Raw genomic sequence first — 25,640 nt, 5'->3', positions numbered from 1 at the left:
CGTTTCCTTGTACGAGTGTTATACAGGGTGTACAATACGAGTAACATCGAAGAAAAGGGTGAACGCTATGCTGCCACATGACAGAAAGCGGCCAAACCCTCCGGCTCCCTCGCAGCTGCAAGAAAAGCGGCGTTATCACGATATTGACCTTCGACGAATGTTCCGGGATGGAGAGATACAAAAGGACAGCGCCGGCTACTATATGTACGAGGTCGAGCTGAATCCAAAAGGCATCCCTCATGATCACCGGAAAGTTTATTTTAACGATACATTTAGCCAGCTGGAGAGCATGATTTTTGGTCGCTACGAAGAAAGCTCTGAAATAACGGAAGCAATCGTCAGAACGAAATCGAAAAAAGAAAAGCTGAGCTGGTTCCGAAAACTGATGCAGCTGGACTATGAATTGATTTTCCTGCATGCTGTTTATGAAGGTGGTTCAGGCTATCCATTCTTATCTATCTATCAGACAAAGCAGATTCTCGAAGAAAAACTTTCTCTTGGCATCGTTGGAGACGTTCTCGCAAAAGCAGAAGCGACGCCGCTTAAGTCTCAGGAACGAATGCAGCAGCTGCTCGGGCGAACGTACACACCCAAACAGCTTGCCACGAACGAAGCTCCTGGTTTTTTTCAGCGCTTTAAGCGCGAGGATGTTTATTTTTACACTATACCGTACGGTGCCAATCGTGAAAAACGGTAAGGGCTCGATCAGTGCATCCGCCGTCAGTCAAACGCCCCTTTAAAGGCAGCCCTGACACGAACGCGTCAGGGCTGTACTCGTTTTTACCGGAGTGCAGAATAAGCTTCAGGGGGCTGCGTTTATGATTGATTGGCGTAGTTTCGTTAAAGTGAGTAACGATTGAGCGGCCTTATTTTTGTTTATTTGTTATAACGGTATTGTAAGTTGGATGAATCGTTTTTGACCATCGTTGAGTGACATTCGCCCTCTGTTGCGTTTCTTTTTACGACGCTGGAGCAGCTGTTGCTCTGCGATAAGTTGCTTTTAGGTCAAAGGATGCAGATGACCACGCTCCATCGCCGGGGTCATCTGCGGCTGACAGGCCCTCTGTATAAATCACAGGATCTACAGCGAAAAAGCCCTGATACAAGCTGACGTATCAGGGCTTTCTTTTATGCAGTTGAATACAGGGCGTAAAGAAAGATTAACCAACTCTTCCTACAAGTTCTCAAAAAAGACACGAAGGACATCGGCTCCTCCAATAAAGGTGCCGAGCGTGCTGCCGATATTCGTAAGGATCACGACGAGCAGCACTCTGGTAACCTTGTTCTGCCAGAAGCCTTTTAACGATTGCACGTCATCTGACAGCACTTCCAAATCACCGACGTTCGGACGGCGGATATATGCCTGGACGAATCCGGAGAACCAGCCTGCAGCCATCAGCGGATTAAGCGAGCTGAGCGGTGCTATGACAAACGCGGTCAAAACGGCAAGCGGATGACCAAAGGCGATAGCAGCTCCAAGAGCAGAGAGGGATCCGTTCCAGAGAAGCCAGCTGATCGTCTGCTCTAAGCCGGCCGCGGGATTATTCAAAAAGGTATAGAGAATCACGGAAATAATGGCAAGCGGGATGGCCCAGCCGATCAATTTAGGAATCGGTGATCTTTTCGGAATTTCAGTCAGTTTAGTTAAATCCTGCTCGTGTTCAATTTCCTTTAAAATACCCGGTATATGGGCAGCGCCGAGCACCGCGACAACTTTTTTACCGGGAGCCTCTTTAATCTTTTGCGCCAAATACTGATCCCGTTCGTCGATCAGCGGTTCTTTCAGACGCGGGAAGGCTTGAGAGAACTCATGCATCGCAGCATTGAGTGTATCCTGCTGTTTCATCCGCTCAAGCTCGGCTTCGGAAATTTTCTCCTGAACGATTACGCTTCCGAAGATCGACGTGATCAGCTTCGCTTTGCCGCCAAAGCGGAGGTTTCCCCAAATACGGGCAAAGGTCGTCTGAATATCGCGGTCAGCAAGGACTAGGTCGGCGCCAATGGATTCAGCAGATTCGATTCCCTGTATCATTTCCTGTCCCGGCTTAATACCGAACTGTTTGGCCATCCGGTTTTGAAAGGATGAGATTGCAAGATTCATGAACAGCAGTGTTGCTTTCTTTTCGCGGATGACCTTAAATATGTCCATGTTTTTCCATCTGTCACTGTCCATGACAGATTGATACCGCTGTTCATCGAGCTCCACGCATACAGAATCAGGCTGTTCCATTTCAATAACGTGCTTCACTTCTTCGGCGCTCGACTTAGAAACGTGAGCAGTGCCGATTAAAATCAGTTCTTTATCGTTCATTGTTAGTCTTGTAATGTTATCTTCGTTCATGCCAGGCCCTCATTTCTTTCGTCTCTTCATCTATATTGAACGAAACGCCCGTGTTTTTCAATGCCGGGACACTTTAAACGTCAGTAGAAGACCGCAAAATGTTGACAATAATCGTACATTTTCACCTAAGTACTGCTGTATGACAGGGAATATGCTATGATGCTCTCAGAATGGGAGGGACTCGTTATGAAAAAGACAGCTGCAGCCGCTTTGCTGCTGCTCGCCGGCGGATGCTCACAGGCGGCAGGGCACGAAGTGGATTCATTTGAACATATACACGGGTTGGAGTTCGACCGAAATCAGACAGACGTGCTGCACGTTTCGACGCATCACGGCGTGAAAACGATCGATGAAAACGGTATTTGGCGTGATCCTGCTGAACACGAGGAACAGCATGATCTGATGGGCTTTACCCTTTTAGAGGATAATACAATGGTATCGAGCGGTCATCCATCTCACGATTCCGACCTGCAGGACCCGATTGGCTTTATCCGCAGCACTGACAGCGGAGCAAGCTGGGAGCAGACTGCGCTTGAAGGCGAGGTCGATTTTCACCTCATGGACGTCAATCGGGGCGACGAGAACCGGCTGTACGGAATCAATGCAGCGGATTCTGCTTTTTATCGCTCGGAAGATGGAGGGCTGGTATGGGATCGTCTTGACGCATCGAACCTTCCGGAACAGTACCCGGATCTGATCAGCCTTGTATCCAATCCGGAAAATCCAGACCATTTACTCATAAGCGGACGCGGAGGCATCTATGCATCGACGGATGCCGGTGATTCCTGGGAAGCAGTGGACCAGGCGCGTGTTATGGTTAGTGCGGCAGCTTCCAGCAGTGGACTTTATGCCTATACGGCTGACGCAGAAGGCGGAAGTCTCATGATGAGTGAAGACTTTGGAGAAAGCTGGAATGACGTTGATCTGACGCTGGATGATGACGTTGTGCTCCATATTGCACCGCATCCTGAAGAGGGTGGGAAGCTCGCTGTCGGCACAGCTGAAGAAGATGTTTATGTGACAGACGATGGAGGACAATCCTGGATTCAGCTGGCCGAACAAGGGCAGCCGGTCGAAAAGTAGCGAATAGTGAAAAAAATGCCAAACGACTTCTTCTGCGTGTTAAACTAAAGCAAAGGGCCGTGCGGGAAGGGATGTGTCATACATGAAATTGTGGCTCAGAAGATTAACAATGATTACACTGTCCATCCTGACTCTCGGTGCCTACGTTCCTGGAGATGAGGAAGACAAAAAAGAAAAGAAGGATTCCGAACAGCCGGATGAGGTTAAGTACGATACGTCCCGTGCATTTGATTCTGTCTCCGACAGTTCCATCATGGAAGAGGAGACCCTCTACTTAACGGCAGAGGAGCAGCTTGAAGACTTAACGTCGCAGGCGAAGGAGCAGATGTATTCCAAACTCGGACCTAAAATATTGAACAAAGTGGAAGACAATATTTTAGAAGAAATTATTCCTAAGATGGAAGATGTCATATCATCTATTTACGAAGAAGATGATATCCCGGTGAAGCTTTCGATTTCCGAGCATCCGTCAAGCGGATATGGCGAAAAGATTTTTCACATTTATGATGAAGAAGCGGAAACAGACGTGGTCCGGTTTCACGTTAGACGTGATATGAAGCCAAAGCAAGGATACTATTTTAACTTTCATTATCATATGAAAGAAGATGATTTTGAAGAACATCATACGATAGCAGATGTTTACTGGGATAAAAATACACCGCCAAAGTGGATGTCCCACTAAGGTGCCTGAGAGGACCGGCCGTTTTATCGGACCGGTCTTTGTGCTGTCGAAATCGTATGCTTATCGTTTATAATGAGAAAAGTAACGATCAATGCATAAAGGAGAACGTTTATGAGTGTCAAAGAGAGGTTAAAAGAGCTCTCCAAAGAATACAAAAAAACAAGAATGTTGCTGATGACGATTTCCGTTCTGATTGGACTTACAATTGTGCTGCAGACCTATTTTATCGTAGCCGTTGTTGATGCCGTTTTTCTTGGCGGAAGCGGACCGGCAGAGGTGATCTGGCTGCTCGCAGGAGCTGCAGCAGCGCTGCTGTTACGTGCTGCGCTTCAATATGTGAATAATCGCACAGGTGAATGGCTCGCTGCGGAAGTGAAGCAGCGTTTTCGCCGGCAGCTGCTGGCGACGTTTAAAAAGCAGCCGCTTCAGCAGGCAGGCACCCGTCAAACAGGCCGAAAAGTAAGTACACTTCTGGATGCAGTCGATGAAATGGATGCTTATTTCAGCAGCTACTACGTGGTGATGATGCAGTCATCTATTGTCCCGCTGATTCTGCTCGGCGCCATTTTTTACATGAACTGGGTATCCGGATTGATCCTGCTCGTCACTGCACCGTTCATACCGCTTGTCATGATTATGATCGGCAAAAGTACACAGGCTAAATCAGACGAACAGCTGGAGAAGCTGCAGGCATTTTCCGGTAAATTTTTAGACGTGCTGCAGGGGCTCGGCACGCTTCGTCTGTTCGGACGGGCGAGACAGCAGGAGCAGGAAGTAGAGGCAAGCAGCATCGGGTACCGGGATGCAACGATGACGGTCTTAAAAGTTGCCTTTCTTTCTTCTCTCATGCTCGAATTTATATCGATGCTCAGCGTTTCGCTCGTTGCACTTGAAGTGGGCTTAAGACTTGTCGTTTATGACCAGCTTTCTTTCTTCACAGCTTTCTTTGTACTGATTCTGGCGCCTGAATTTTTTGCTTCCTTGAAGGAAATGGGAAGCGCTTTTCATACGGGGAGAGGGAGCATGGCAGCAGCGGAACGAGTCTATGCAGAGCTTGATGAAGAAACAGAGGCGGAACGAGAAGGGAAAGCTGTTCTGGAAAAAGCTCCGCAGCTTTCGTTTGAAGCGACTTCATATGCCTATGACGACGGCCGTTTTCAGCTTGGACCTGTAACTGCAGTCCTGCCAGCCGGATCGAGTACAGCCGTCATTGGACGAAGCGGATCCGGCAAAACGACCTTGATGCAGGCCGCATCTGGTCTGCTCGGGACCGAAGGCCACATTACAGCAGACGGTCTGGAACAGAAAGCTTACAGTGAAGCCGGCTGGTTTCAGAAAACAGCCTACATCACCCAGCACCCGTACATGTTTGCAGGGACGCTGCGGGAAAACATTGCGCTTGGAATGGAAACCGCGTCTGAAGAGGAGATTGCAGCTGCAGTGGCGAAGTCGGGACTCACACCGCTCATAGAGGAGCTGCCTGACAAGCTGGATACGGTCATCGGCGACGGAGGACGCGGCTTGTCGGGAGGAGAGAAGCAGCGTGTAGCTCTTGCCCGAGCGTTTATGAAAAAGCCGCACCTGCTCTTTTTTGATGAACCGACAGCAGGACTCGACGTCCGGACAGAGCAAGTGCTGCAAAAAGCGTTGCAAGAGCTCGGTAAACACGCGACCGTAATGACAATCGCGCACCGTCTCCACACAATCCGCGATGCTGATATGATTCTTGTCATGGAACAAGGCCAGGTAGTTGAAGCTGGAACACATGATGCACTCGTAAAAAGTTCAGAGCGCTACAGAACCATGCTGAACCGCCAGGAGGTGGAATTATGAAGCTTATTCGATCATTTGTATTACGTGAGAAGCGTGACGTCTTTTTATCGGTCCTGTTTGGCTTTCTCGCTGGTATGGGGGCAGTGGCCCTGTTTGCAAACAGCGGGTACCTGATTTCCAGAGCAGCAATCGAACCACCGCTATATGTTCTGACGGTGACGATTGCGCTGCTCAAACTATTCAGCTTTACGCGAGGGCTCAGCCGCTACGGAGAAAGGCTGTATTCACACCGGGCGACGTTTACCATGCTGAGCAGCGTTAGAACGCATTTCTTTCGGCAGATTGCACCGCTTGCTCCGCGGATTACGCACCGGTTTCAAAGCGGAGATCTCTTATCCCGGATCGTCGGGGATGTTGAAAGCTTGCAGAACTATTTTCTGCGTGTCTTTTATCCGCCGGTCGTGATGGGTGCTGTGTTTACAGCAACGGTCGCCTTTACGGTGTTTTTTTCACCGGCAGCCGCTGCACTGCTCGTCGGCGGAGTGCTACTGGCAGGATGGATCCTTCCGACTGTTTACCGGAAACGGCAGCAGCGCGCGTCGGCCGGTATTCGTTCTGCTAGAGGCAAGCTGTCAACCGATGCTGCAGAGTTTTTCTACGGCTACCAGGACTTGAAGCTGTTTCAAAAGCTGGACGCGAAAGAGGCCGAGCTGCTTGAAGCGGCGGACAGCTACGTTGGCAAGCAGCGTCAGGCTGCGGGGAGCAGACTGGCGGGGCTTACGTGGAATCAAAGCACGGCGTTTCTTATCTCCTGGCTGATTCTTGTAACCGGTGTTGTCATGACAGCGAATGGAACACTTGATGGGGTCTACTTGGCAATGCTGATGATGATCAGTTTGACCGTATTTGAAAACGCGGTGCCGATGGCCCAGTATCCTTCTTATGCCGAGGAGAGCCGGCAGGCAGCCGGACGTCTGAACGAAGCGATTGAGGAAGAACTGCAGGATCAGCCTGAGCGAAGCGCAGCTGTGCTGCAGCAGGCAGACGTTCCAATCGTGTTTGACTCTGTCAGCTTTACGTATCCGAATGAAGCACGTCCAGTGCTGAAAGACGTTTCCTTTGAGCTTCCGAGTGGTTCACGAACGGCAGTAGTAGGCGCGAGCGGATCAGGAAAATCAACATTAGCACAGCTGATGCTCGGCATTTACCTGCCGGATAAAGGCACTATCCGCTATGGTGAGGCATCCACCTCCAGCTTGGATGAAACGACCATTTGGCCGCATGTCAATGCACAGCTGCAAGAGCAGCATTTCTTTGCCGGAACTGTTCGGGACAATCTATTCAGCAACGGGGCAGATGAAACGGAGTTGCAGCAAGTACTGGAGCGCGTCCGTCTCGGATATTTAAGCTTGGATACCGTGCTGCAGGAACGTGCTGCGAACCTGTCGGGCGGCGAGCGCCGAAGACTCGGTACAGCGAGACTGTTGCTGCGGGAGAAGCCGGTTTGGATTTTGGATGAACCTGCAGCTTCGGTGGATGCAGCTACGGCAGCAGAAGTAGGCATGGAAGTGGAACGGGCCTCAGCCGGCAGTACGCTTTTTGTCATTTCCCATGACTTAAATGGACTGGAAGCGATGGATCAGATTCTTGTCATGGAAGAAGGCAGGCTGGTTGAATCGGGCTCCTATCAGGAGCTCATGCATCAGCGCGGCGTCTTCTACCAAATGAAGCAGGTAGAAGCAGACGTTGTAGCCTGAACGTTCGGATTGACAAAAGGCTCGGGTGCAACTAGACTGGAAATTAAATAGAAGCTCACTGGAGGTGCCCCATATGCAGGGGCTGAGATCGAAGCGGCGCTTTGGGACTCCCGGAACCTGATCCAGTTGATACTGGCGTAGGGAAGTGACGACAAGGGCACGTAATGTGACTGTTGAAGCGCTTTCCTGCATCCAGGGGAGCGCTTTTTGCATGTTGATAAAAGGGGGAAATGGCTTGGACCTTCACGCGGTGAGTACGGGCTTGATGCAGCCTGATCAGTTTTCAGAAGTGATTACACAGCTGAATGGACGTTTTGACGCCGTGCATCTGAGAGAACCATCGTGGACAGCGGAACAAAGCAGCGCCTTTTTTCAATGGTTTTTACAAGAGGCTTTTACGATAAAGCTGATTGTGAATAAGAAGACAACGGGCTGGGAACTGTGGAAAGGAACCATTCACTCCCCGTCTGACAGCACCGTCGAACGCGGTGGAGGGATGTCGATCCACAGCTTGGGAGAGCTTTCGAAGGCAGAGAACGAGCAAGCAGTTTATACGGTCAGCGGACCGGTTCTGCCTCCATTCAGCGCGCCCAAACAGGTGTTGCCGCTTCATGTCCAGCAGCACATTTTAAGCCGTGCGTCGATCCCTGTGATCGGAATCGGAGGTGCTGAACGCTCGACGCTGAAGCAGTTTCACGAGCGAGGGTACGCCGGTGCCTGTTTTTTGTCAGCGGTGATGCTGGCACCGCATCCCGGTGAGGCTGCAGCAGAAATTCGAAAGGAGCGTGATCGTCTATGTATGATCTGATCGTAATTGGTGGAGGAGTCAACGGTATGGCGCCTGCCGTGCACGCCGCGCGAAAAGGGATGAAGACAGTCGTTTTGGAACGGGATAAACCGGGGGCAGGGGCCTCTTCAGCTGCTGCTGGTATGCTTGGTGCTTCGACCGAATGGCTTCCGGATGAGTCCGTCAGATCCTATGCTGAATCGGCACGTGATTATTTGAAGAGCTGGGTCCCGGATTTAGAGAAGCAGACAGGCGTGAAGGCGGGATTATTGAACACAGGAGCATGGAGACTTGCGTATACGGATCAGGGGCAGGAAGAGTTGAGGGCTCATGCGGATAAGGCCGGCCTCACTTGTGTAGATGCTCCGGAATTAGCGGGTGTTCACCAAGCGCTTTCTGGTATTTCATTTCCAAGTGAAGCGCAGGTGGAAGCAACTGCTTACTTGAACACCTTACGTGCAGCGGCGGACGCAGAAGGGGTGAAGGTGATCTATCCTGCTCAGGCAACAAGCATCACGGCGGAAAATACGCTCTGGAGCGTAACGGCTGCCGGAGAAACATACGTCGGACGACACGTACTCTATGCTGGCGGAATAGGCCCCGCACCTTGTCCGGGAATGCCGGAAATGGTTCCGGTAAAAGGAGAATGCCTCCGCTTTAAGCCGGAAGCTCCCATACTGGATACGGTGATTGTTACAGAAACGGTTTATCTCGTGCCGAAAGCCGATGGATCAGTTATTTGCGGTGCGACAGAAACGCCCTATGACACGACACTGCACGTTCACGCTGCGTCCGAAGAATGGCTCCTCAAAGAAGCTGAAAGAATTTGTCCGGAGCTTTCAGGTGGAGCAGTTAAACAAAGGTGGGCTGGCGTGAGGCCGAAAAGTGTTCGCGGAAGACCCGCCATTGGTCGATTAGCTGCCGGTCTTTATGTGAACACCGGCCATTACCGCAATGGAATTTTGTTTTCAGGCTACACGGGAAAGCTGCTGGCAGAAGCGTGCAGCTCTGGACGGGTGCCCGAAGCACTGCAGCCATTCAATCCGGAAGGAGACTAACAGATGAACGTGATCGTAAACGGGAAAACGAAAGAGCTGACAAAAGAGACGGAAACGATAGCTGATGTGCTCGCGTCACTTGAAGTAAACGGAAAGCGCACGGCGGTTGAACAAAACGGAACTATTTTGCGGAGAGACGAGTGGGAAAGCCAGCCGGTTAGAGATGGAGATCAGCTGGAAATCGTACATTTTGTAGGAGGAGGATGACGCATGCTTCAAGTAGGAAACTATCAGCTTCAGTCACGGCTGATGCTCGGAACAGGTAAATACCGCAATACAGAAGAACAGCAAGCGGCAGTAACCGCTTCCGGAACCGAAGTGCTTACGTTCGCAGTGAGGCGCATTGATTTGGAGACGGCAGATCAGGACGTATTTGCCGGCTTGGACCTTGACAAGTATCATATGCTTCCCAATACAGCTGGAGCCTCTACAGCAGAAGAAGCGGTCCGGACAGCAGAACTCGCTCGTGCAGCAGGACTTTGTGACATGGTAAAGGTAGAGGTGATCGGCTGCAGCCGGACGCTGATGCCGGATCCGATTGAAACAATGAAGGCGTCTGAAGCGCTTCTGCAAAAGGGCTTTACCGTGCTCGCCTACACGTCAGATGATATCGTGCTTGCAAAACGTCTGGAAGCCCTTGGGTGCCATGCTGTGATGCCGGCAGCCTCCCCGATCGGCTCCGGACTTGGTATTTTAAATCCGTATAACTTAAAAATAATTACAGAAGAGCTCGACTGTCCTGTTATTGTGGACGCAGGACTGGGCGGGGCAGCTGATGTCTGTTTAGCAATGGAGCTCGGCGCAGACGGAGTGCTGCTCAATTCAGCGGTAGCCGGGGCAGAAGATCCTGCGAAAATGGCAGAAGCTGTCCGACGTGCATGTGAGGCAGGCAGAGCCGGCTTTGAAGCAGGGCGAATCGCAAAAGCATCATCAGCATCAGCAAGCAGTCCTGCTGCAGGAATGAGCCGGAAATCGTGATGGAGCGCTATGCCAGACAAATGCGTGTTCCGGGATTCGGCGGGAGTGCACAGAAGCAGATTCAGGACAGCCACGTGCTGATAGCCGGCGTCGGAGCGCTCGGAAGCAGTATCGCGGAAAGTCTTTGCAGAGCCGGTGTCGGCCGGCTCAGTTTGATTGACCGGGATATAGTGGAGCTCACCAATCTGCAGCGCCAGCAGCTCTATACGGAATGGGATGTGGAACAAAGCCGTCCTAAAGCAGAAGCCGCGCTCGAACGGCTCCAGCAAGTAAACAGCTCGGTTCAGGTAGAGGCGTACACAGCTGAACTTACGCCAGCAGTAGTGGAATCCTTCCAAGACGTTTCCTTGATCATGGACGGTCTTGATAATTTTGAAACGAGGCTGCTGCTTAATGATTTTGCGCTGAAGCATCGCATTCCCCTAATTTACGGCGGCGCTTTGGCCGACCGCTGTATGTCGTATACCGTTCTGCCCGGTGAGGAGGCACCTTGTCTGCGCTGTTTATTCGGTGAAAGCGATCAGGAAACGGAGTCCTGTGAAACGGCAGGTGTGCTCGGACCTGCTGTACAAATTACAGCCGGACTGCAGACAGCAGAAGCATTGAAGCTGCTTTCAGGTCAGCCAGAGAAACGGAGAAACGGCCTGCTTCAGGCGGAGTTGATCGATTTCTCTGTCCGGACGTTCCAAGTAAGCCAGATGAAACAGGAATCCTGCTCCTCATGCGGGAACAGTCCAACTTATCCAGCCTTAAGCCGGATGGAAAATGGGCTCGCGGTCATGACGCTCTGCGGAAGAAACACAGTTCAGGTTCGTCCAGTGGGTCTTTCGTATCAGCTGCGCCGGTCTGTAAGGGAAGCTAAAGCAGTCAGAGAGGTGGGCGCCTTTACTGAGCTGCTGATTAAAGACAGGCGGATGATGGTGTTCGCAGACGGTCGTGCACTCATTCATGGAACTGCTGATAAACAAGAAGCTGAACGATTGTATCATGTCTGCATGGAGCGTCAGACGCTGACGCAGGAAATAGAGTGAGGAAAGCTGCCTAGTCCGCTAAATCCGGACGGGCAGCTTTTTTAATGCTGCAGGTGGAAGATCTGTCTAATAAAGCCGCAAATCAGTCGTATCACGAGAGGACTTCAGGTATGATAGTAAGCAGAGAAAGGACGTGCACACGATGAGAGTGGATGAATACCGCAACATGGATGCAACCGCTTTGGCAGCAGGGCTGAAAAGCGGAGACGTGCGGACAGCAGAGGTGCAGGCCGCTGCTGAAAAGACGATCCAGCAGTGGAATCCGCTGTTGAACGCAATCGTTCGTAGGGTGCAGCCGGACGTGGAGCAGGACGGGCCGTTTGCCGGGGTTCCGTTCGTTGTCAAAGATATTTCCCAGGCAATAAAAGGAGTACGTTTGTCAGCTGGTTCGAAGCTGTTAACTGCTCCAGCTGCAGCAGATTCACATCTGGTGCGGAAGTGGAGGCAGGCAGGGCTGCGTATCATCGGTCAGACTAATACGCCGGAGTTCGGGCTGAAAAACATTACAGAACCAAAAACGTTTGGGGCGACCCGCAATCCGCATGATACGAACAGAAGTCCCGGCGGATCGAGCGGGGGTGCAGCCGCCGCTGTTGCAGCAGGGATGGTTCCCGCTGCTGGTGCGAGTGACGGAGGCGGTTCTATCCGTATTCCAGCCTCGTTTTCGGGGTTGGTCGGTTTAAAGCCGACGCGCGGAAGGACACCCGTAGGACCAGGAGCCGGAAGACAGTGGCAGGGAGCGGCGATCGATTTTGTTTTAACACGAACCGTGCGGGACTGTGCTTCACTGTTGCAAGCTTCACAGACATTTCAGCCGGAAGCCGCTTTTCCTTGGCCAACATTGCCGGAAGCTGCTTTCGCCTTACGGGATCCGGCTAAAAGCATGCGAATCGCTTTCTCGCTTGATTCTCCTGTCGGAACGACCGTCTCATTTGAAGCTCAGGAGTCTGTCCGCCGTGCCGTTTCATTCCTGGAAGAACAAGGTCACGCCGCAGAGGAACAGCAGCCGGACATAGACGGCCGCTCACTGATGAGAAACTATTATACGATGAACGCCGGAGAAATGAGATCGGTGGTTCAGCAGCTGGAGCAGGCTGGGTTATCAGTGGACGGCAGCGGGCTTGAGCTTGAATCGTGGATGCTGCAGGAAGCTGGCCGTTACGTAGATGCGGCAGCTTATTCAAACAGCCTTAAAAGCTGGGATGAGACCGCAGCCCGAATGCAGGATTTTCACGATACGTTTGATTTGTACATAACGCCGGCGACTGCTTCGCGCGCACCATTAACAGGTGAGCTCACGAAAACAACGGAAGAAGAAGAACGTATGCGGGAACGGATGCTTCACGGGGGCGACAGGTTGGAGCTCATTGAAGAAATGTTTGAGCCTAGCTTGTGCTACACGCCTTTTACGCAGCTGGCGAACTTGAGCGGACAGCCTGCTATATCCATTCCGGCAGGATCTGACAGAGGCATGCCGCTGGGCATCCAGGTGATGGCGGCAAAAGGTCGTGAGGACCTGCTGCTTCAAACAGCATCCTTATTTGAGCGTTCATTTTTGTGGACACAATCTCTGCCCGCACGACCAGGCAATAAATGATCCAAACCGGTATTTTTTTCGTTTTATAGGCAGAGGTGCTGTTTCTGCCGGAAGGAGGGTGAAATGGGAAATCAGGAAGATGCGGCTCTTTATGAAAGACTCAAAAAGAAGGATAAGCAGGCTATGGAAGAGTTATATGACAAATATGCAAAGCTGCTGTTCTCATTTGCTTATAAGATGGTTCAGGATAGAAGCGCCGCTGAAGAAATCGTGCAGGAAGTCATGATTAAGCTATGGCGCGGCAAAGGCGTGTATCACACGGACAAGGGGAGGTTTTCCTCCTGGCTGCTTACCGTGACGCGTAATACGGCGATTGATTATATACGCAAGCATACACGGACTGCCGCTGAAGAAATGCATACGGAAGCAGAAACAGCAGATGCGGGGCCGGGCGTCGATGACCTGGTCGAATGGAAACAAAGGCGGGAAACGATTAAAGAAGCCATGAAAAAACTGAAAAGTGAACAGCGGGTGATCATTGAGCTGTTTTACTTTAAAGGCTATTCACACAAGCGAATTGCGGAATCGGCAGGGATTCCGCTTGGAACAGTGAAAGGACGTATCAGACTGGCGCTAAAACATTTGAAACAGGAGCTTTATGAGGAGAGGGGGGATTGGCAGTGAGCAGCACAGAATGTCATCAGCTGATTGATTACTTCAACAGAGAAATGAATGAGCAGGAGCGCCGCGATTTTGAGCAGCATCTGGAGACCTGCGCATCATGCAGAGAAGAGCTTCAGGAATGGGAAGAATTAGCCGGAGAGCTTCCGTTCATGAGTGCAGCTGCCGAACCGCCGGAGGGAATGAAAGATCGAATTCTTGGGACGGTTTTTGAAGAAGAAACGAAGGAAGAAATGCCTCCGCCAGGAAAACAGCCGGCGGAATTAGAAGAAAAAATGAAGAAGAAGCGTGGAATCCCCGTATGGGCACTGGGATTAACAGCGGCTGCGCTTCTCCTTTCTGTATCCGGAAATATATTTCAAGCGAATGACCGGCAGCAGCTTGCCGAAGAGACCTCCCTATTAGAAGAAGAGCGGCAGGAACTCGTCTTTGAGCGTGATCTGCTTGAAGCGGATTACGAGGAACTGGCTGCACAGTTGGAGGAGCAAGACGGGGTATCGGATGTGCTGCTTGCTTCGGCTCTGAGCCCAGCTGGCGAGGGCTTTCAGGGAGAAGGATCAGCCACGATCATTTCAGAGAACGGACATATTGATTTAGTTATTCAAGTGTCCAATATGCCGCAGCTGGAAGGCACCGAAGCGTTTCAGGCCTGGGTAATCGAAGGAGAAACGCCGGTTCCGGCAGGCAGTTTTACGATTGACGAGAACGGGAACGGAGCTGTAACCTACAGACTGACGGATATGGAGGATACGCAGATTGATCAAATTGCGATCAGTCTGGAGCCGCAGCCAAACAGTCTGCAGCCGGAAGGAGAAATCCTGCTCGCTTCCCAATAAACTGTAACTAAAGGAGGGAGAGCACCATGTATCTGCCCGTATTTTTAATCCTTACAGCAGTGATCCTGCTTCTGATCGCTGGCGTATCCTGGCTCCTCTACAGAGCCAGACTGAACAGGCAGGTAGATGCAAAAGATCTTCTCAAAATCAAAAAACACCGCAGTCGGGAAGGGCCTTCCTGATCGAAAGAACCGCATTCACTGCGGTTTTTTCTTTATTTAGAGGCAGATACGAACAACTTCCCGGATAAGTGCTCCGCTTTCATCAACGTCTGGCCCTGCAGCGGCCTCATTTTAGAAAGTGCTTAGAAACATGCTGGTTTCCGGATCAGGAAGGGAGCTCCTGTACGTTTTACAGCTTAAAGAGCCGGCGATCCAATTTATCAGGATCACCGGCTCTATTCGTCGTTTCTTTTTCTGATCAGCAGAACGTGTCCTTCGACTTCGGCACGGAAAGACCGAATAACGGCCTTAAATAGAGCGCCAGGAAAGTACCTGCGAGCGCCATCACTGCCCAAATATAGCCGTGCAGGCTGAATGAGGCAATACCACCGAAGTAGGCACCGATGTTGCAGCCAAACGCAAGCCGGGCGCCGTAGCCCATCATCAGACCGCCTATGACGGCGGCGGCAACATTCCCTGGTTTGATGCCGGTGAAGCGGAACAGTCCGCCTGCAGCCGACGCCATAAATGCGCCTAAAATAACGCCGAAATTAAGCACTGTTGTTGTATCTGCAAAGATTGAAGCTTCAAGTGCCGCCGCATTCTCGCCCTGCCAGAAATCCCAGGCTGACACATTGATCCCTATTAATTCAGCTGCCTGTGAACCCCATAGAGCAAAGGCAAACGTCACGCCCCATGGCTCACCTCGAGTCATCAGTGTAAGTGCATTTAATACAGCCAGAGCAATAGCGGCAGCGAAAAGAGGCCAGGAACCGCGGAACACGCGCTTCCATCCGGAAGTTGTTGGTACAGGCGCCATCTTTGGAGCTTTTCGCTTCCGCTCTACTACGAGCGTGATCCATGCAATAAGGCCAAACAGGGCGATCGACACCAGCCACGCCCCGCCATATCCCAGACCGGTTGTTTCGGCCAGAGAGATAGCCTGGCCGTTTGGCATATCATCTGTCCAGAATGGCAGGTGGGCCGCGCCAATAACGGACCCGATAATAAAGAACAGCAGCGTAATAAACATGACGGTCCGCCCGCCGCCTACAGCAAAGAGTGTGCCGGATGCGCACCCGCCACCCAGCTGCATACCGATTCCGAACAAAAAAGAGCCAACAATTAAGCTCGTACCGATCGGGAAGACGTACCCGCTGACGCCAGTGCCGAAAAAGGAAAATCCGAAGGCGAGAATCGGCGCAAACAAGGTTACCGCCACTGCCAGCATAACCATATGGGAGCGAATGGCCTGACCGTTTCCGACCGACATAAATCGTCGGAACGCCGAGGTGAATCCAAACCTGGCATGGAAAAGCGTATAGCCTAGCAATAGCCCAATTAACAGCAGAATCGGGTGCATAGCTTCCTGAGTCTGCAGTAAATAAATCAGCAGCACTGCCGTTACAGCTAATGCCCCGTATATGAGTTTCATTTGGGGAGGGTTCAGTGCGTTGGAATCTCGCTTCTCCACGTCCTCCTGTGCACCAGTTGCATGCACGTATGTTGTCGATGCCATCACTAATCCTCCTATTCATAGTCAAATTATCAGGATTACCAAGCTATTCTAGCCTGCAGGGTGTGATTTGTCAAAAGGAGTGTTTTGGCAAAAGCAGCAGGGTATATGGAAGAAGAAAGCAATTGCAGAAAGGATGGGAGAATATGAAGCAGGTATACAAGGTAGAAACACCGCAGCTGGAACGCATTCCTTATAACCAGCTGACAGCAGGAAACAAAACGGTCATCGTATTTGTCCGCCATCTTGGCTGACCAATCTGTCAGCGTCATCTTGCGCAGTTGCGCAGGAATTATCATGAAATTGAACAAAAAGGAGCCGATCTGAAAATTATCGTGCCTTCTTCCGGCAGGTTGATAAAACGATTCCTGAAAGAATTTGGCCCTTATCCGTTTCCATTTTACGGAGATCGGGACAGGAGCCTATATAAAGCAATGGGTCATATCACCATGAATAAAGCGAAGCTTCTTCTTATGGCAGCGCTCGCTGCTGCCGCAGGAAAAATCGATTCCTTTCTGCCGCGTGATAAAGCGCAGCGGGCTGTTGCGCTATACTCCATGAAAACGCAGGATGTCTATCTTCAGGGCGGGACGTGGATCTACTCAGAGTCAGGGGCGCTGGAATGGTACCATCTCGACAAAAGCCCGGATGACCACGCCTCTATTGAACAGATTTTAAATGAGCTTGCATAAGCGGCAGCGTTTCAATCCCGCTGCGGCGGGTATAGAAGATTAACGCTGATAGAGGACGGAGGTGCCTGATATGGACAAGCAGATTGTTGCTGTAATGAAGTCACTCGATCAAAAGGATGCCGTGATCCGGGAGCTGGAATTAAAAGGCGTCGAACACGATCACATCCAGTTTATTCATAAAGACGACGAGGAAGCCCGTCACTTTGAAAAAGAGTTTGAGCAGGGAAATTACGTCGTGCTCGTTGAAGTTGAAAAAGAGATCGGCCGTATTCCAGTTGAAGAAGAAGAAACGCTGGATGAACACCGGACACCAAAAGGCCATCACCACATGCCGCATCATCAGATGAAGCAAGGATTTTAAGCCGCTGCATGAATCTGCAAGCTGAACACCCTGCTGTCCTGACAAACAAACGGAGCTGATTAGGGAAGACGAACCTGGGACCATGACATGCCGTCATGGTCTTTTTACGTCTAAGATGTGCGATTTAACATGCACCAGTCCTGCATGGTGTGAGAAGCGATATTTTAGATCATTCATGCTAAAATGGAACGTGGATACTTACAGACCCGTACTCGTATGAAGGAGGATGGCAGGTCATGATGAAACGTAAACAGGAGCGCTCTCTTGTAGAGCAGCCTCAAATAGAAAAGCTGATTCAAAATGTCGAGAAAGTAGTAGTTGGAAAACGGGCGGAGATCGAGCTCAGCCTCATTGCGATCTTAAGCGGCGGACACGTGCTGCTGGAGGACGTTCCGGGTGTAGGAAAAACGATGATGGTTCGTGCGATTGCAAAATCGCTGGGAGCGGAATTTAAGCGGATTCAGTTTACGCCGGATTTGCTCCCGTCTGATGTCACCGGTGTGTCTATTTTTAATCAGAAGACACTGGAATTTCAATTCCGGCCGGGGCCGGTGATGGCCAATATCGTTCTGGCAGATGAGATTAACCGGACATCACCTAAAACACAGGCGGCTCTCCTTGAGGCACTGGAAGAGGGCAGCGTGACGACGGACGGGGAAACGAGAGAACTCGAGCAGCCGTTTTTTGTAATGGCGACACAAAATCCGTTCGAATACGGCGGCACGTATCCACTCCCGGAAGCTCAGCTGGACCGTTTTTTATTTAAATTCCGCATCGGTTATCCGACAAAAGCGGAGGAAATGGAAGTGCTGACGCGTGTCGAAAGGGAGCATCCGATTGAGACGCTGGAGAGCGTCATGACGCTTAACGAACTTCTGGACCTGCAGAAGCAGGCGAAAGAAGTGTATGTGCAGGACAACGTCAAAGAATACATTATCAGCATCACCTCGGCGACGAGACAGCATCACGCCGTGTATCTCGGTGGAAGTCCACGGGCTTCCATCGCGATCATGAAAGCGGCTCAGGCATACGCGCTGCTGCAAAACCGTGATTATGTCATTCCGGATGATGTAAAATACCTCGCACCGTTTGCACTTGAGCACCGGGTTCTGCTCAGCTCAGACGCAAAGCTGTCTGAAACGACCCCTTCCAAAATAGTAAAGGAAGTTATTGAGCAGGTTCGCGTACCGGCAGGGAACGAGCAGGCGCAATGAAGCACATTTGGTTTTGGACGAAACGGATTTTAAAAGGAACGGCTGCTATCGCGGTGGCAGCCGGTCTTTTCAGCTATGCGATGTTTCAAGGGAATTTTGTCAGCTGGTTTCTATTTTACAGCGTGATGACGCTGTTTATTCTTATGGTGCTGTACGCGCTGATCCCGCTTGGAAGCTTTCGAGTCAAGCGTCATACCGGGGAGGGTGCCATGCCCGCTGGTACCGAGCTCCGAACGGAAATTGAAATTGAGCGGAGCTGGCCGTTTCCATTTTTATACTTAGCAGTAGAAGATATTGCAGAGGATGCCTTAACCAAGCAGCTTCCGTATCAGGCTTCTAAAATGATTTTTTATCCTACTTTGCAAAAGCGGCTTACTTACAGCTACACCATTCCGGAGCTGAAGCGCGGGAAGTACTATTCTTATGGAGTGAAGCTTTCCACGAGTGATTTGTTTGGTTTCTTCCATAAAGAGACATTTGCCTCGATTCCGGGAGAGCTGCTCGTGTACCCGAACTATTTCGACATCGACCAATGGGAAGCATATGAAAAACATGATATTGAAACGTCATTGACGATGCAGGATTTTATCGAGGACCGCACTTCTATTGCCGGAGCAAGAGAATATGTGCCCGGAGACAAACTGACAAGTCTGGACTGGAAAGCAACAGCAAGGGCGTCAAAGCTGATGACGAAAGAGTTCGAAGAATACATTGGACAAAACTTTCTCGTCGCTTTCAACAACCGCGTTCCGGATTCAAGCTTTGCTGTTTCAGATGCCTATGAGAAAGCGATTGAGCTGGTTACATCCATCATTATGTACGCCTACCGGGAACAGCTGCATATTGGCTTATGGTCGATCGGTGACGATTTGAAACGATTTCCGGTCGGGCTCGCTTCAGATCAGCAGAAAGAGATGATTTCGTACTTGGCGCAGACGTCACCTTCTGCCCAAGGATCATTCGGTGCTTCGTTTCTTCCGTTTGAAGATGACATACCGGATGGCGTCACGCTGATCCTGGTGACAGTCGAGCTGACAGATGACGTTATGAATCGATGCAGGATACTTCTTTCACGAGGCGTGCGCGTCTTTGCTGCCTTACTGGACAAAAACAAACAGGTGGATGCCTGGGAATACCGGAGATTGAAGGAGCTGCGTGATGCAGGGGCGGATGCCTACCTTCTTTCAGACGGCCGTTGGTCCCGGGAAAGTATGAGCGGAGAAGGGTGATTCAGTGAAGCAGATGCAGACTAAAACAAAAACATCCATCACTCATTTGTTTATTTATGCGCTGACATTCCTGCTCGTGTGGGAGTGGCTGCGGCCGATTCCGGTAATCACAGCGACTGGGCAAATGGAAGTATTTATTTGGTTTACCTTGTTCAGCGCCGTGCTCGTCTACTTCCGAATGCCGGCATTCATCACCGCTCCGCTTGTTTTTGGAGGAAGCTTATTCGGGCTGCACCTGATTTTTGGAGAAGGAAGCTTTTTATCCAGAGAGGGCGGCGGGGCAACGATCCAGCAGTTTGCAGGTGAGCTGACAGTGAATGTGTCCGCCATTCTTTCCGGCAATTTTGCTGATCTAAGCGATTTTTTCCGGACGTTTCTCTTGTTTATGCTGCTCGCCTTGATCAGCTACCTGCTGTATTTCTGGGTGCTGCATACCAGGAAGGTTTTTTTCTTTTTGTTCAGCACCATCGTCTATATAACGATCCTGGATACATTTACGGTCGTAGACGCTTCACAGGCAATTGTAAGGGTCGTCGTCATCGGATTCTTTATTTTAACGCTGCTTCATATGTTAAATGTGCAGGATGAAGAGCGTGCGATCGGACGGAGAAGGGGCACCTTTATTTCTCCAGCCTGGATGTATACGCTGATTATAGTCGTCAGTACGGCGGTTGCTGCGGGCTTTTTGCTTCCGAAACCGGAGCCGCAGTGGGCAGATCCGGTACCGGCTCTTGAGCGGTTTGCAGGTGTGGAAGGGCTGACGGGAGGCGGAAGCGGAAGCGGAAGCGGCAGTGTCCGCAGAGTCGGCTATGGTGAAAACGACGAACGGCTCGGCGGCGGTTTCGTACAGGATGACGGACCTGTCTTTCAAGCGGTAACCGACCGTGAATCTTACTGGCGCGGAGAATCAAAGGCTACGTATACGGGTCAGGGATGGGAGTCAGAGCCTGGCTATGTGGAATCAGAGCTGGTGTTTGGCGACGGTATTGATTACCGGATGTTCCAGGAGGCTGCCGGCATTGAAGAAGCTGAGGTGGAGATTGAAATGGCAGAAGAAGCTGACTTCAGCCTGCTGTTTTATCCCGGTCAGCTTCAGGATGTGCTCGACGTGCAGGGAGAAACGGACGATGGCAGCTTCGGTCTCAGCGAGCTTCAGTTTTATACGGACGTGGCAAATGGTCGTTTCCAGGCCCGGACAACTACGGATGAAACGGTTCGCTTTGACAGCTATACGCTTGCATTTGAAGATGCCGTTTTTCCGGTTGAGGCCCTGAGAGGGGCGCCGGACGAAGATCCTGAAGAAATTACCGAACGCTATTTGCAGCTTCCGGACGAACTTCCGGAGCGGGTCGGAGAGCTTGCTGCCGATATCGCGTCGGAGTATGACAACCGCTATGATACTGCAGTTGCAGTTGAACAGTATTTTAACCAGAACGATTTTGAGTATCAGACAACCGATGTCCCTGTTCCGGAAGAGGGACAGGACTATGTAGATCAGTTCCTGTTTGAGACACAGGTCGGCTACTGTGACAATTATTCAACGTCTATGGTCGTTATGCTGCGGACGCTTGATATTCCGGCACGCTGGGTAAAAGGTTTCACGTCCGGAGAAGAAGTGGAAGAGCTGGAAGACGGGCGCAGCGTCTATGAAGTAGCAAACTCGAACGCACATTCTTGGGTGGAAGTGTATTTTCCGGAAGTCGGCTGGGTGCCGTTCGAACCAACACAGGGCTTTACAAACTATGCTGATTTTGAAGAGGAATCGGTGGATGTCGATATCGACACGGACCTCCCGGATCAGGAAGCGCCGGATCCGGAAATTCCGGAGCCGGACGGCGACTTTGATGAGCTGCTGGAAGAAGGGGCAGACGGTGGTCCGTCCGGTGACGAGCTGGATGACTCCGGAGAAGAAGGAGCGCCGGTGTTCTCACTGAAAAGTCTGTTGATTTCCATCCCGATGCTTATCGTCGTGATGGTGCTCTACCAAAAGCAGAACGTGCTGCAAAATTATTATTTCATGTTCCGCTACCGGTTCTTCGGCAGTGACAAATCGTTTGAGCATGCATACGAGCGGCTTTTATGGATGCTGCAAACGGAAGGGCTTCCGCGAAGGGGCGGGGAAACGCTGCGTGAATATGCGAAGCGGGTAGACATGGCTCTAAGCTCGCAGGCGATGATGAAGCTCACGAATTCCTACGAACGAATTTACTATGGAGGCAGAACACCTGAAGGAGAATGGCAGCGCCGCCGCCGGGACTGGGAGGAAATTATGCGCTCCCTGCGCGCTTGACCTGCCTTTCTGCTGCTGATACAATGATGCAGTATTTAACTGAAGAACGGTGCCTCATATATCCTCGGGAATACGGCCTGAGAGTCTCTACCGGACTACCTTAAATGGTCCGACTATGAAGGCAGATTTTTTCTGGTCTATGCCGGGAGTCTGCCTTCGTATTTTTTTATGCGGAGACAGCTCCCGGTTTTTTCAGGATGACGGGGCGTAAAGGCCCGTTCGCCGTCTGCAGGCGGTATTGAAACGCTCTGAGAGGGCGATACTGTTAGATTGGAGAGGGGAAAGCAATGGAAATTAACGAACGTATTCTTGTGCTCGACTTTGGAGGCCAGTACAATCAGCTGATTGCGCGCCGGATCCGTGACCTCGGTGTGTTCAGTGAGCTTGTCAGCAGCAAGCTGACAGCAGAGGAAATAAAGGACATGAACCCTTCCGGCATTATTTTTTCCGGGGGACCGGGAAGTGTCTATGCAGAGGGCGCGCCGCAGTGTGACCCGGATATTTTTAATCTGGATGTGCCAGTTCTCGGTATTTGCTACGGCATGCAGCTGATGACCCATCACTTCAGCGGTGCCGTAGCAGCAGCAAACCACCGCGAGTATGGTAAAGCGACCATTGACGTACAGCGCGATGCAGGTCTGTTTACAGGACTGCCGCAGCAGCAGACGGTATGGATGAGCCACGGTGATCTTGTACAGGCTCCGCCTGAAGGCTTTACGGTTGACGCGACGAATGTATCCTGCCCAGTGGCAGCGATGAGTAATGAAGAGAAAAAGCTGTACGGCGTACAGTTTCATCCGGAAGTTCGCAATTCAGAGTACGGCAACGACATGCTTCATAACTTCGTCTACACTATTTGCGGATGTGAAGGTAACTGGTCGATGGAAAGCTACATTGATATGGAAGTAGAGAAAATCCGAGAGAGTGTAGGAGACAAAAAAGTACTTTGTGCGCTTAGCGGCGGCGTAGACTCTTCCGTAGTCGCAGCACTTGTGCATAAAGCAATCGGCGACCAGCTCATCTGTATGTTTATTGATCACGGTCTGCTCCGTAAAGGAGAAGCAGACAGCGTGATGAAAACATTCGGAGAAGGATTCGACATGAACCTGATGAAAATTGATGCCCAGGACCGCTTCCTTGGCAAGCTGGAAGGTGTCAGCGATCCGGAACAAAAGCGTAAAATTATCGGCAATCAGTTCATCTACGTGTTTGAAGAAGAAGCTGGCAAGCTGGAAGACGTTGATTTTCTCGCTCAGGGAACGCTTTATACCGATATCATTGAAAGCGGAACAGATACGGCTCAGACGATCAAATCCCATCATAACGTCGGCGGTCTGCCGGAAGATATGAAATTTGATCTGATTGAGCCGCTGAATACGCTGTTTAAAGATGAGGTGCGTAAAGTCGGCACCGAACTTGGTCTGCCGGAAGAAATCGTTTGGAGACAGCCGTTCCCAGGTCCAGGACTTGGTATTCGTGTTCTCGGTGAAATTACAGAGGAAAAGCTTGAGATTGTTCGGGAATCAGACTTTATTCTGCGCGACGAAATTAAAAAAGCGGGACTGGACCGTGAAATCTGGCAATATTTCACTGCCCTGCCGGATATGCGCAGTGTTGGCGTCATGGGGGATGAGCGCACCTATGACTACACGGTCGGCGTACGTGCAGTTACCTCTATTGACGGAATGACATCAGACTGGGCACGGATCCCATACGATGTTCTGGAGAAAATATCGGTTCGAATAGTCAATGAAGTGAAGCACGTCAACCGCGTCGTTTACGATATCACCTCTAAGCCGCCGTCGACCATCGAGTGGGAGTAAAAGAACGAAAATAGATCTCTATTCACAATTTAATATTCGGATACAGCGTTGACACGCTGCTGGCACCCTGCTAAAATAAGCCGTGTTGTGATTAAAAGTCGAATGTTCGTATAATCTCGGGAATATGGCCCGAAAGTTTCTACCAGACTGCCTGAAACGGTCTGACTACGGACGGATACTTTGCAGACCGGCACGTGTCAGGTGCGGGATCTGTGCAGTTTCTATCCGAATTCCTTTTCAGGCATGCCGTTTTTTGGCATGCCTTTTCTTTATTCAATGAGAGGACCATCGTTCGCTGAAAAGAGGACGGCCGCTTGGACCGCTGTGCAAGAAGCATCTGACGGAAGCTGCAGCGGGGCCGCAGGTCGTGTTGAACAACAGCTGGCAATCACACAGATCATTGTTGGAGGGACTGCATGTTATGAACCGCTATTTTCAATTTGATGAACTCGGCACGACGTATTCGAGAGAATTTCTTGGAGGCCTGACGACGTTTCTCGCCATGGCCTATATTTTATTCGTCAATCCATCGGTGCTGGCACCGACGGGAATGGACGAAGGGGCAGTATACGTGGCAACAGCGCTTGCTGCCGCTATCGGAACGATTATTATGGGGCTTATTGCAAAATACCCCATTGCGCTGGCACCTGGAATGGGGCTGAACGCCTTCTTTACATACTCTGTCGTCATCGGCATGGGAATTCCTTGGGAGACTGCGCTCCTCGGGGTGTTTATTTCAGGTATTATTTTCATCATCATCACGGTTGTCGGAATTCGGGAATTGATCATCAATGCGATTCCAGCTGAGCTGAAATTTGCAGCAGGTGCCGGGATCGGGCTGTTTATCGCCTTTATTGGATTGCAGAACGCTGAGATTGTTGTGATGTCTGAAGCAACACTTGTGGAAATCGGCAATCTTGGCGCGCCATCCACCTTGCTTGCTGTAGCAGGTATCGTGATCACCGTTATTTTTATGAGTCTGGGGCTGCGCGGCGGTATTTTTTACGGACTTGTGGCTACCGCCGTACTCGGAGTGCTCACGGGTGTTATTCCGATGCCGGGTGCAATCGTTGGTTCGGTTCCAAGCCTTGCGCCTACGTTTGGTGCTGCATTTACACCGTTTGCAGAAATGTCGCTCGGTGAGATCTTTACCGTACAGCTGATGATTGTTATTTTGACGTTTTTGTTTGTCGATTTCTTCGATACAGCCGGTACGCTGTATGCCGTGGCAAATCAGGCAGGTTTTACAAAGGACAACAAGCTGCCGAGAGCGCAGCGTGCGTTGTTGGCAGATGCTTCTGCAACGTCTGTCGGGGCCGTGCTCGGTACATCAACAACGACGGCATATATTGAATCCACGTCCGGTATCGCTGCTGGAGCAAGAACTGGATTTGCCTCCCTCGTTACAGGCGGTCTGTTTCTGATTGCACTGCTGTTCTCGCCGTTGCTCGCTGTTATCACGGAATCTGTTACAGCGCCTGCACTGATTGTTGTCGGTGTTCTCATGGCAGGAGCGATTGCCAACATTGATTGGAAGAAGTTCGAGATTGCTGTGCCGGCTTTCTTCACGATGATCGCGATGCCGCTGACGTACAGCATCGCGACTGGAATCGCCCTCGGTTTTATTATGTATCCGATCACGATGATCTGTTCAGGACGGGCAAAGGAAGTTCATCCGATTATGTATGTACTCTTCTTCGTCTTCATTGCTTACTTTGTTTATCTCGGTGAATAACCTTGCAGCTTAAAGAAGCCGTATTCCTGTGATAAACTGACAGAAGAAGACGTGCTCAAGGAAGGGTAGGAATCG

General features: G+C 50.9%; 23 protein-coding genes and 3 riboswitches. Of the genes, 21 read left to right on the top strand and 2 right to left on the bottom strand.

Going from position 1 to position 25,640, the window contains the following annotated elements; translation table 11 throughout:
* The first annotated feature begins 67 nt into the window (after positions 1-67).
* Positions 68-697, top strand: a complete 630-nt coding sequence (locus tag ACSZLD_RS12675) for a hypothetical protein (RefSeq protein WP_444685384.1) — start codon at positions 68-70, stop codon at positions 695-697.
* 477 nt (positions 698-1,174) lie between these two features.
* Here the strand turns inward: ACSZLD_RS12675 and ACSZLD_RS12670 are convergent, their stop codons facing one another.
* Positions 1,175-2,341 (bottom strand): TraB/GumN family protein, encoded by a 1,167-nt coding sequence (locus ACSZLD_RS12670; protein ID WP_444685383.1) that lies wholly within the window; start codon positions 2,339-2,341, stop codon positions 1,175-1,177.
* A 186-nt stretch (positions 2,342-2,527) separates the two neighbouring features.
* Here ACSZLD_RS12670 and ACSZLD_RS12665 point away from each other — a divergent pair, with 186 nt between their 5' ends.
* The 13 genes from ACSZLD_RS12665 (at position 2,528) to ACSZLD_RS12605 (ending at position 14,726) form a co-directional block, all read left to right on the top strand.
* Complete coding sequence (locus tag ACSZLD_RS12665; RefSeq protein ID WP_444685382.1) at positions 2,528-3,424, top strand: F510_1955 family glycosylhydrolase; 897 nt, start codon at positions 2,528-2,530, stop codon at positions 3,422-3,424.
* Between the two features lie 82 nt (positions 3,425-3,506).
* On the top strand, positions 3,507-4,106 hold the full coding sequence (locus ACSZLD_RS12660; protein WP_377909276.1) for a YpjP family protein: 600 nt from the start codon (positions 3,507-3,509) through the stop codon (positions 4,104-4,106).
* 111 nt (positions 4,107-4,217) lie between these two features.
* Complete coding sequence (gene cydD / locus ACSZLD_RS12655) at positions 4,218-5,939, top strand: thiol reductant ABC exporter subunit CydD (RefSeq protein ID WP_444685381.1); 1,722 nt, start codon at positions 4,218-4,220, stop codon at positions 5,937-5,939.
* Entirely contained in the window at positions 5,936-7,636 is a 1,701-nt protein-coding gene (gene cydC, locus ACSZLD_RS12650; RefSeq protein WP_444685380.1) for a thiol reductant ABC exporter subunit CydC, read from the top strand. Before cydD ends, cydC begins: the two co-directional genes overlap by 4 nt.
* A 50-nt stretch (positions 7,637-7,686) precedes the next feature.
* Positions 7,687-7,797, top strand: a riboswitch (TPP riboswitch).
* A 74-nt stretch (positions 7,798-7,871) separates the two neighbouring features.
* Positions 7,872-8,444, top strand: coding sequence for a thiamine phosphate synthase (locus ACSZLD_RS12645; RefSeq protein WP_444685379.1), 573 nt, complete (start codon positions 7,872-7,874; stop codon positions 8,442-8,444).
* Positions 8,432-9,481 carry an NAD(P)/FAD-dependent oxidoreductase gene (locus tag ACSZLD_RS12640; RefSeq protein ID WP_444685378.1) on the top strand — a complete coding sequence of 350 codons (1,050 nt, stop codon included), beginning with the start codon at positions 8,432-8,434 and terminating at the stop codon, positions 9,479-9,481. Before ACSZLD_RS12645 ends, ACSZLD_RS12640 begins: the two co-directional genes overlap by 13 nt.
* Positions 9,482-9,484: 3 nt before the next feature.
* Entirely contained in the window at positions 9,485-9,688 is a 204-nt protein-coding gene (gene thiS / locus ACSZLD_RS12635) for a sulfur carrier protein ThiS (RefSeq protein ID WP_377909281.1), read from the top strand.
* Positions 9,689-9,691: 3 nt separating this feature from the next.
* Positions 9,692-10,459 (top strand): thiazole synthase, encoded by a 768-nt coding sequence (locus ACSZLD_RS12630; protein WP_444685377.1) that lies wholly within the window; start codon positions 9,692-9,694, stop codon positions 10,457-10,459.
* Positions 10,459-11,490 carry a ThiF family adenylyltransferase gene (locus ACSZLD_RS12625; RefSeq protein WP_444685435.1) on the top strand — a complete coding sequence of 344 codons (1,032 nt, stop codon included), beginning with the start codon at positions 10,459-10,461 and terminating at the stop codon, positions 11,488-11,490. The genes ACSZLD_RS12630 and ACSZLD_RS12625 overlap by 1 nt, the downstream gene beginning before the upstream one ends.
* 142 nt (positions 11,491-11,632) lie before the next feature.
* Positions 11,633-13,087, top strand: coding sequence for an amidase family protein (locus ACSZLD_RS12620; protein WP_444685376.1), 1,455 nt, complete (start codon positions 11,633-11,635; stop codon positions 13,085-13,087).
* Positions 13,088-13,150: 63 nt separating this feature from the next.
* Positions 13,151-13,711, top strand: a complete 561-nt coding sequence (locus ACSZLD_RS12615) for an RNA polymerase sigma factor (protein ID WP_377909284.1) — start codon at positions 13,151-13,153, stop codon at positions 13,709-13,711.
* A complete protein-coding gene (locus ACSZLD_RS12610) occupies positions 13,708-14,544 on the top strand; it encodes an anti-sigma factor domain-containing protein (protein ID WP_377909285.1) in 837 nt (278 codons plus the stop codon). Before ACSZLD_RS12615 ends, ACSZLD_RS12610 begins: the two co-directional genes overlap by 4 nt.
* 26 nt (positions 14,545-14,570) lie before the next feature.
* Complete coding sequence (locus ACSZLD_RS12605) at positions 14,571-14,726, top strand: hypothetical protein (RefSeq protein ID WP_168007199.1); 156 nt, start codon at positions 14,571-14,573, stop codon at positions 14,724-14,726.
* A gap of 238 nt (positions 14,727-14,964) precedes the next feature.
* Here the strand turns inward: ACSZLD_RS12605 and ACSZLD_RS12600 are convergent, their stop codons facing one another.
* Entirely contained in the window at positions 14,965-16,224 is a 1,260-nt protein-coding gene (locus tag ACSZLD_RS12600; RefSeq protein WP_377909286.1) for a YeeE/YedE family protein, read from the bottom strand.
* A 278-nt stretch (positions 16,225-16,502) separates the two neighbouring features.
* On the opposite strand from ACSZLD_RS12600, the gene ACSZLD_RS12595 reads away from it, so the two are divergent.
* From ACSZLD_RS12595 to ACSZLD_RS12565, 7 genes are all read left to right on the top strand, one after another.
* On the top strand, positions 16,503-16,913 hold the full coding sequence (locus ACSZLD_RS12595) for an AhpC/TSA family protein (RefSeq protein WP_377909287.1): 411 nt from the start codon (positions 16,503-16,505) through the stop codon (positions 16,911-16,913).
* Between the two features lie 70 nt (positions 16,914-16,983).
* Positions 16,984-17,274, top strand: coding sequence for a hypothetical protein (locus tag ACSZLD_RS12590; RefSeq protein ID WP_377909288.1), 291 nt, complete (start codon positions 16,984-16,986; stop codon positions 17,272-17,274).
* 239 nt (positions 17,275-17,513) lie between these two features.
* A complete protein-coding gene (locus tag ACSZLD_RS12585; RefSeq protein ID WP_444685434.1) occupies positions 17,514-18,488 on the top strand; it encodes an AAA family ATPase in 975 nt (324 codons plus the stop codon).
* Positions 18,485-19,717, top strand: a complete 1,233-nt coding sequence (locus ACSZLD_RS12580) for a DUF58 domain-containing protein (protein ID WP_444685375.1) — start codon at positions 18,485-18,487, stop codon at positions 19,715-19,717. Before ACSZLD_RS12585 ends, ACSZLD_RS12580 begins: the two co-directional genes overlap by 4 nt.
* Positions 19,718-19,730: 13 nt before the next feature.
* Complete coding sequence (locus ACSZLD_RS12575) at positions 19,731-22,007, top strand: transglutaminase domain-containing protein (protein WP_444685433.1); 2,277 nt, start codon at positions 19,731-19,733, stop codon at positions 22,005-22,007.
* A gap of 34 nt (positions 22,008-22,041) precedes the next feature.
* A riboswitch (purine riboswitch) is annotated at positions 22,042-22,143 on the top strand.
* A 151-nt stretch (positions 22,144-22,294) separates the two neighbouring features.
* A complete protein-coding gene (guaA, locus tag ACSZLD_RS12570) occupies positions 22,295-23,830 on the top strand; it encodes a glutamine-hydrolyzing GMP synthase (RefSeq protein WP_444685374.1) in 1,536 nt (511 codons plus the stop codon).
* A gap of 86 nt (positions 23,831-23,916) precedes the next feature.
* A riboswitch (purine riboswitch) is annotated at positions 23,917-24,018 on the top strand.
* Between the two features lie 233 nt (positions 24,019-24,251).
* A complete protein-coding gene (locus tag ACSZLD_RS12565; protein WP_444685373.1) occupies positions 24,252-25,565 on the top strand; it encodes an NCS2 family permease in 1,314 nt (437 codons plus the stop codon).
* The last annotated feature ends 75 nt before the right edge of the window (positions 25,566-25,640 follow it).

The organism is Alkalicoccus luteus (assembly GCF_052061695.1).
In the GTDB taxonomy this organism is placed as follows: Bacteria; Bacillota; Bacilli; order Bacillales; family Salisediminibacteriaceae; genus Alkalicoccus; species Alkalicoccus luteus.
This window is presented reverse-complemented; position numbering and strand designations above follow the sequence as displayed.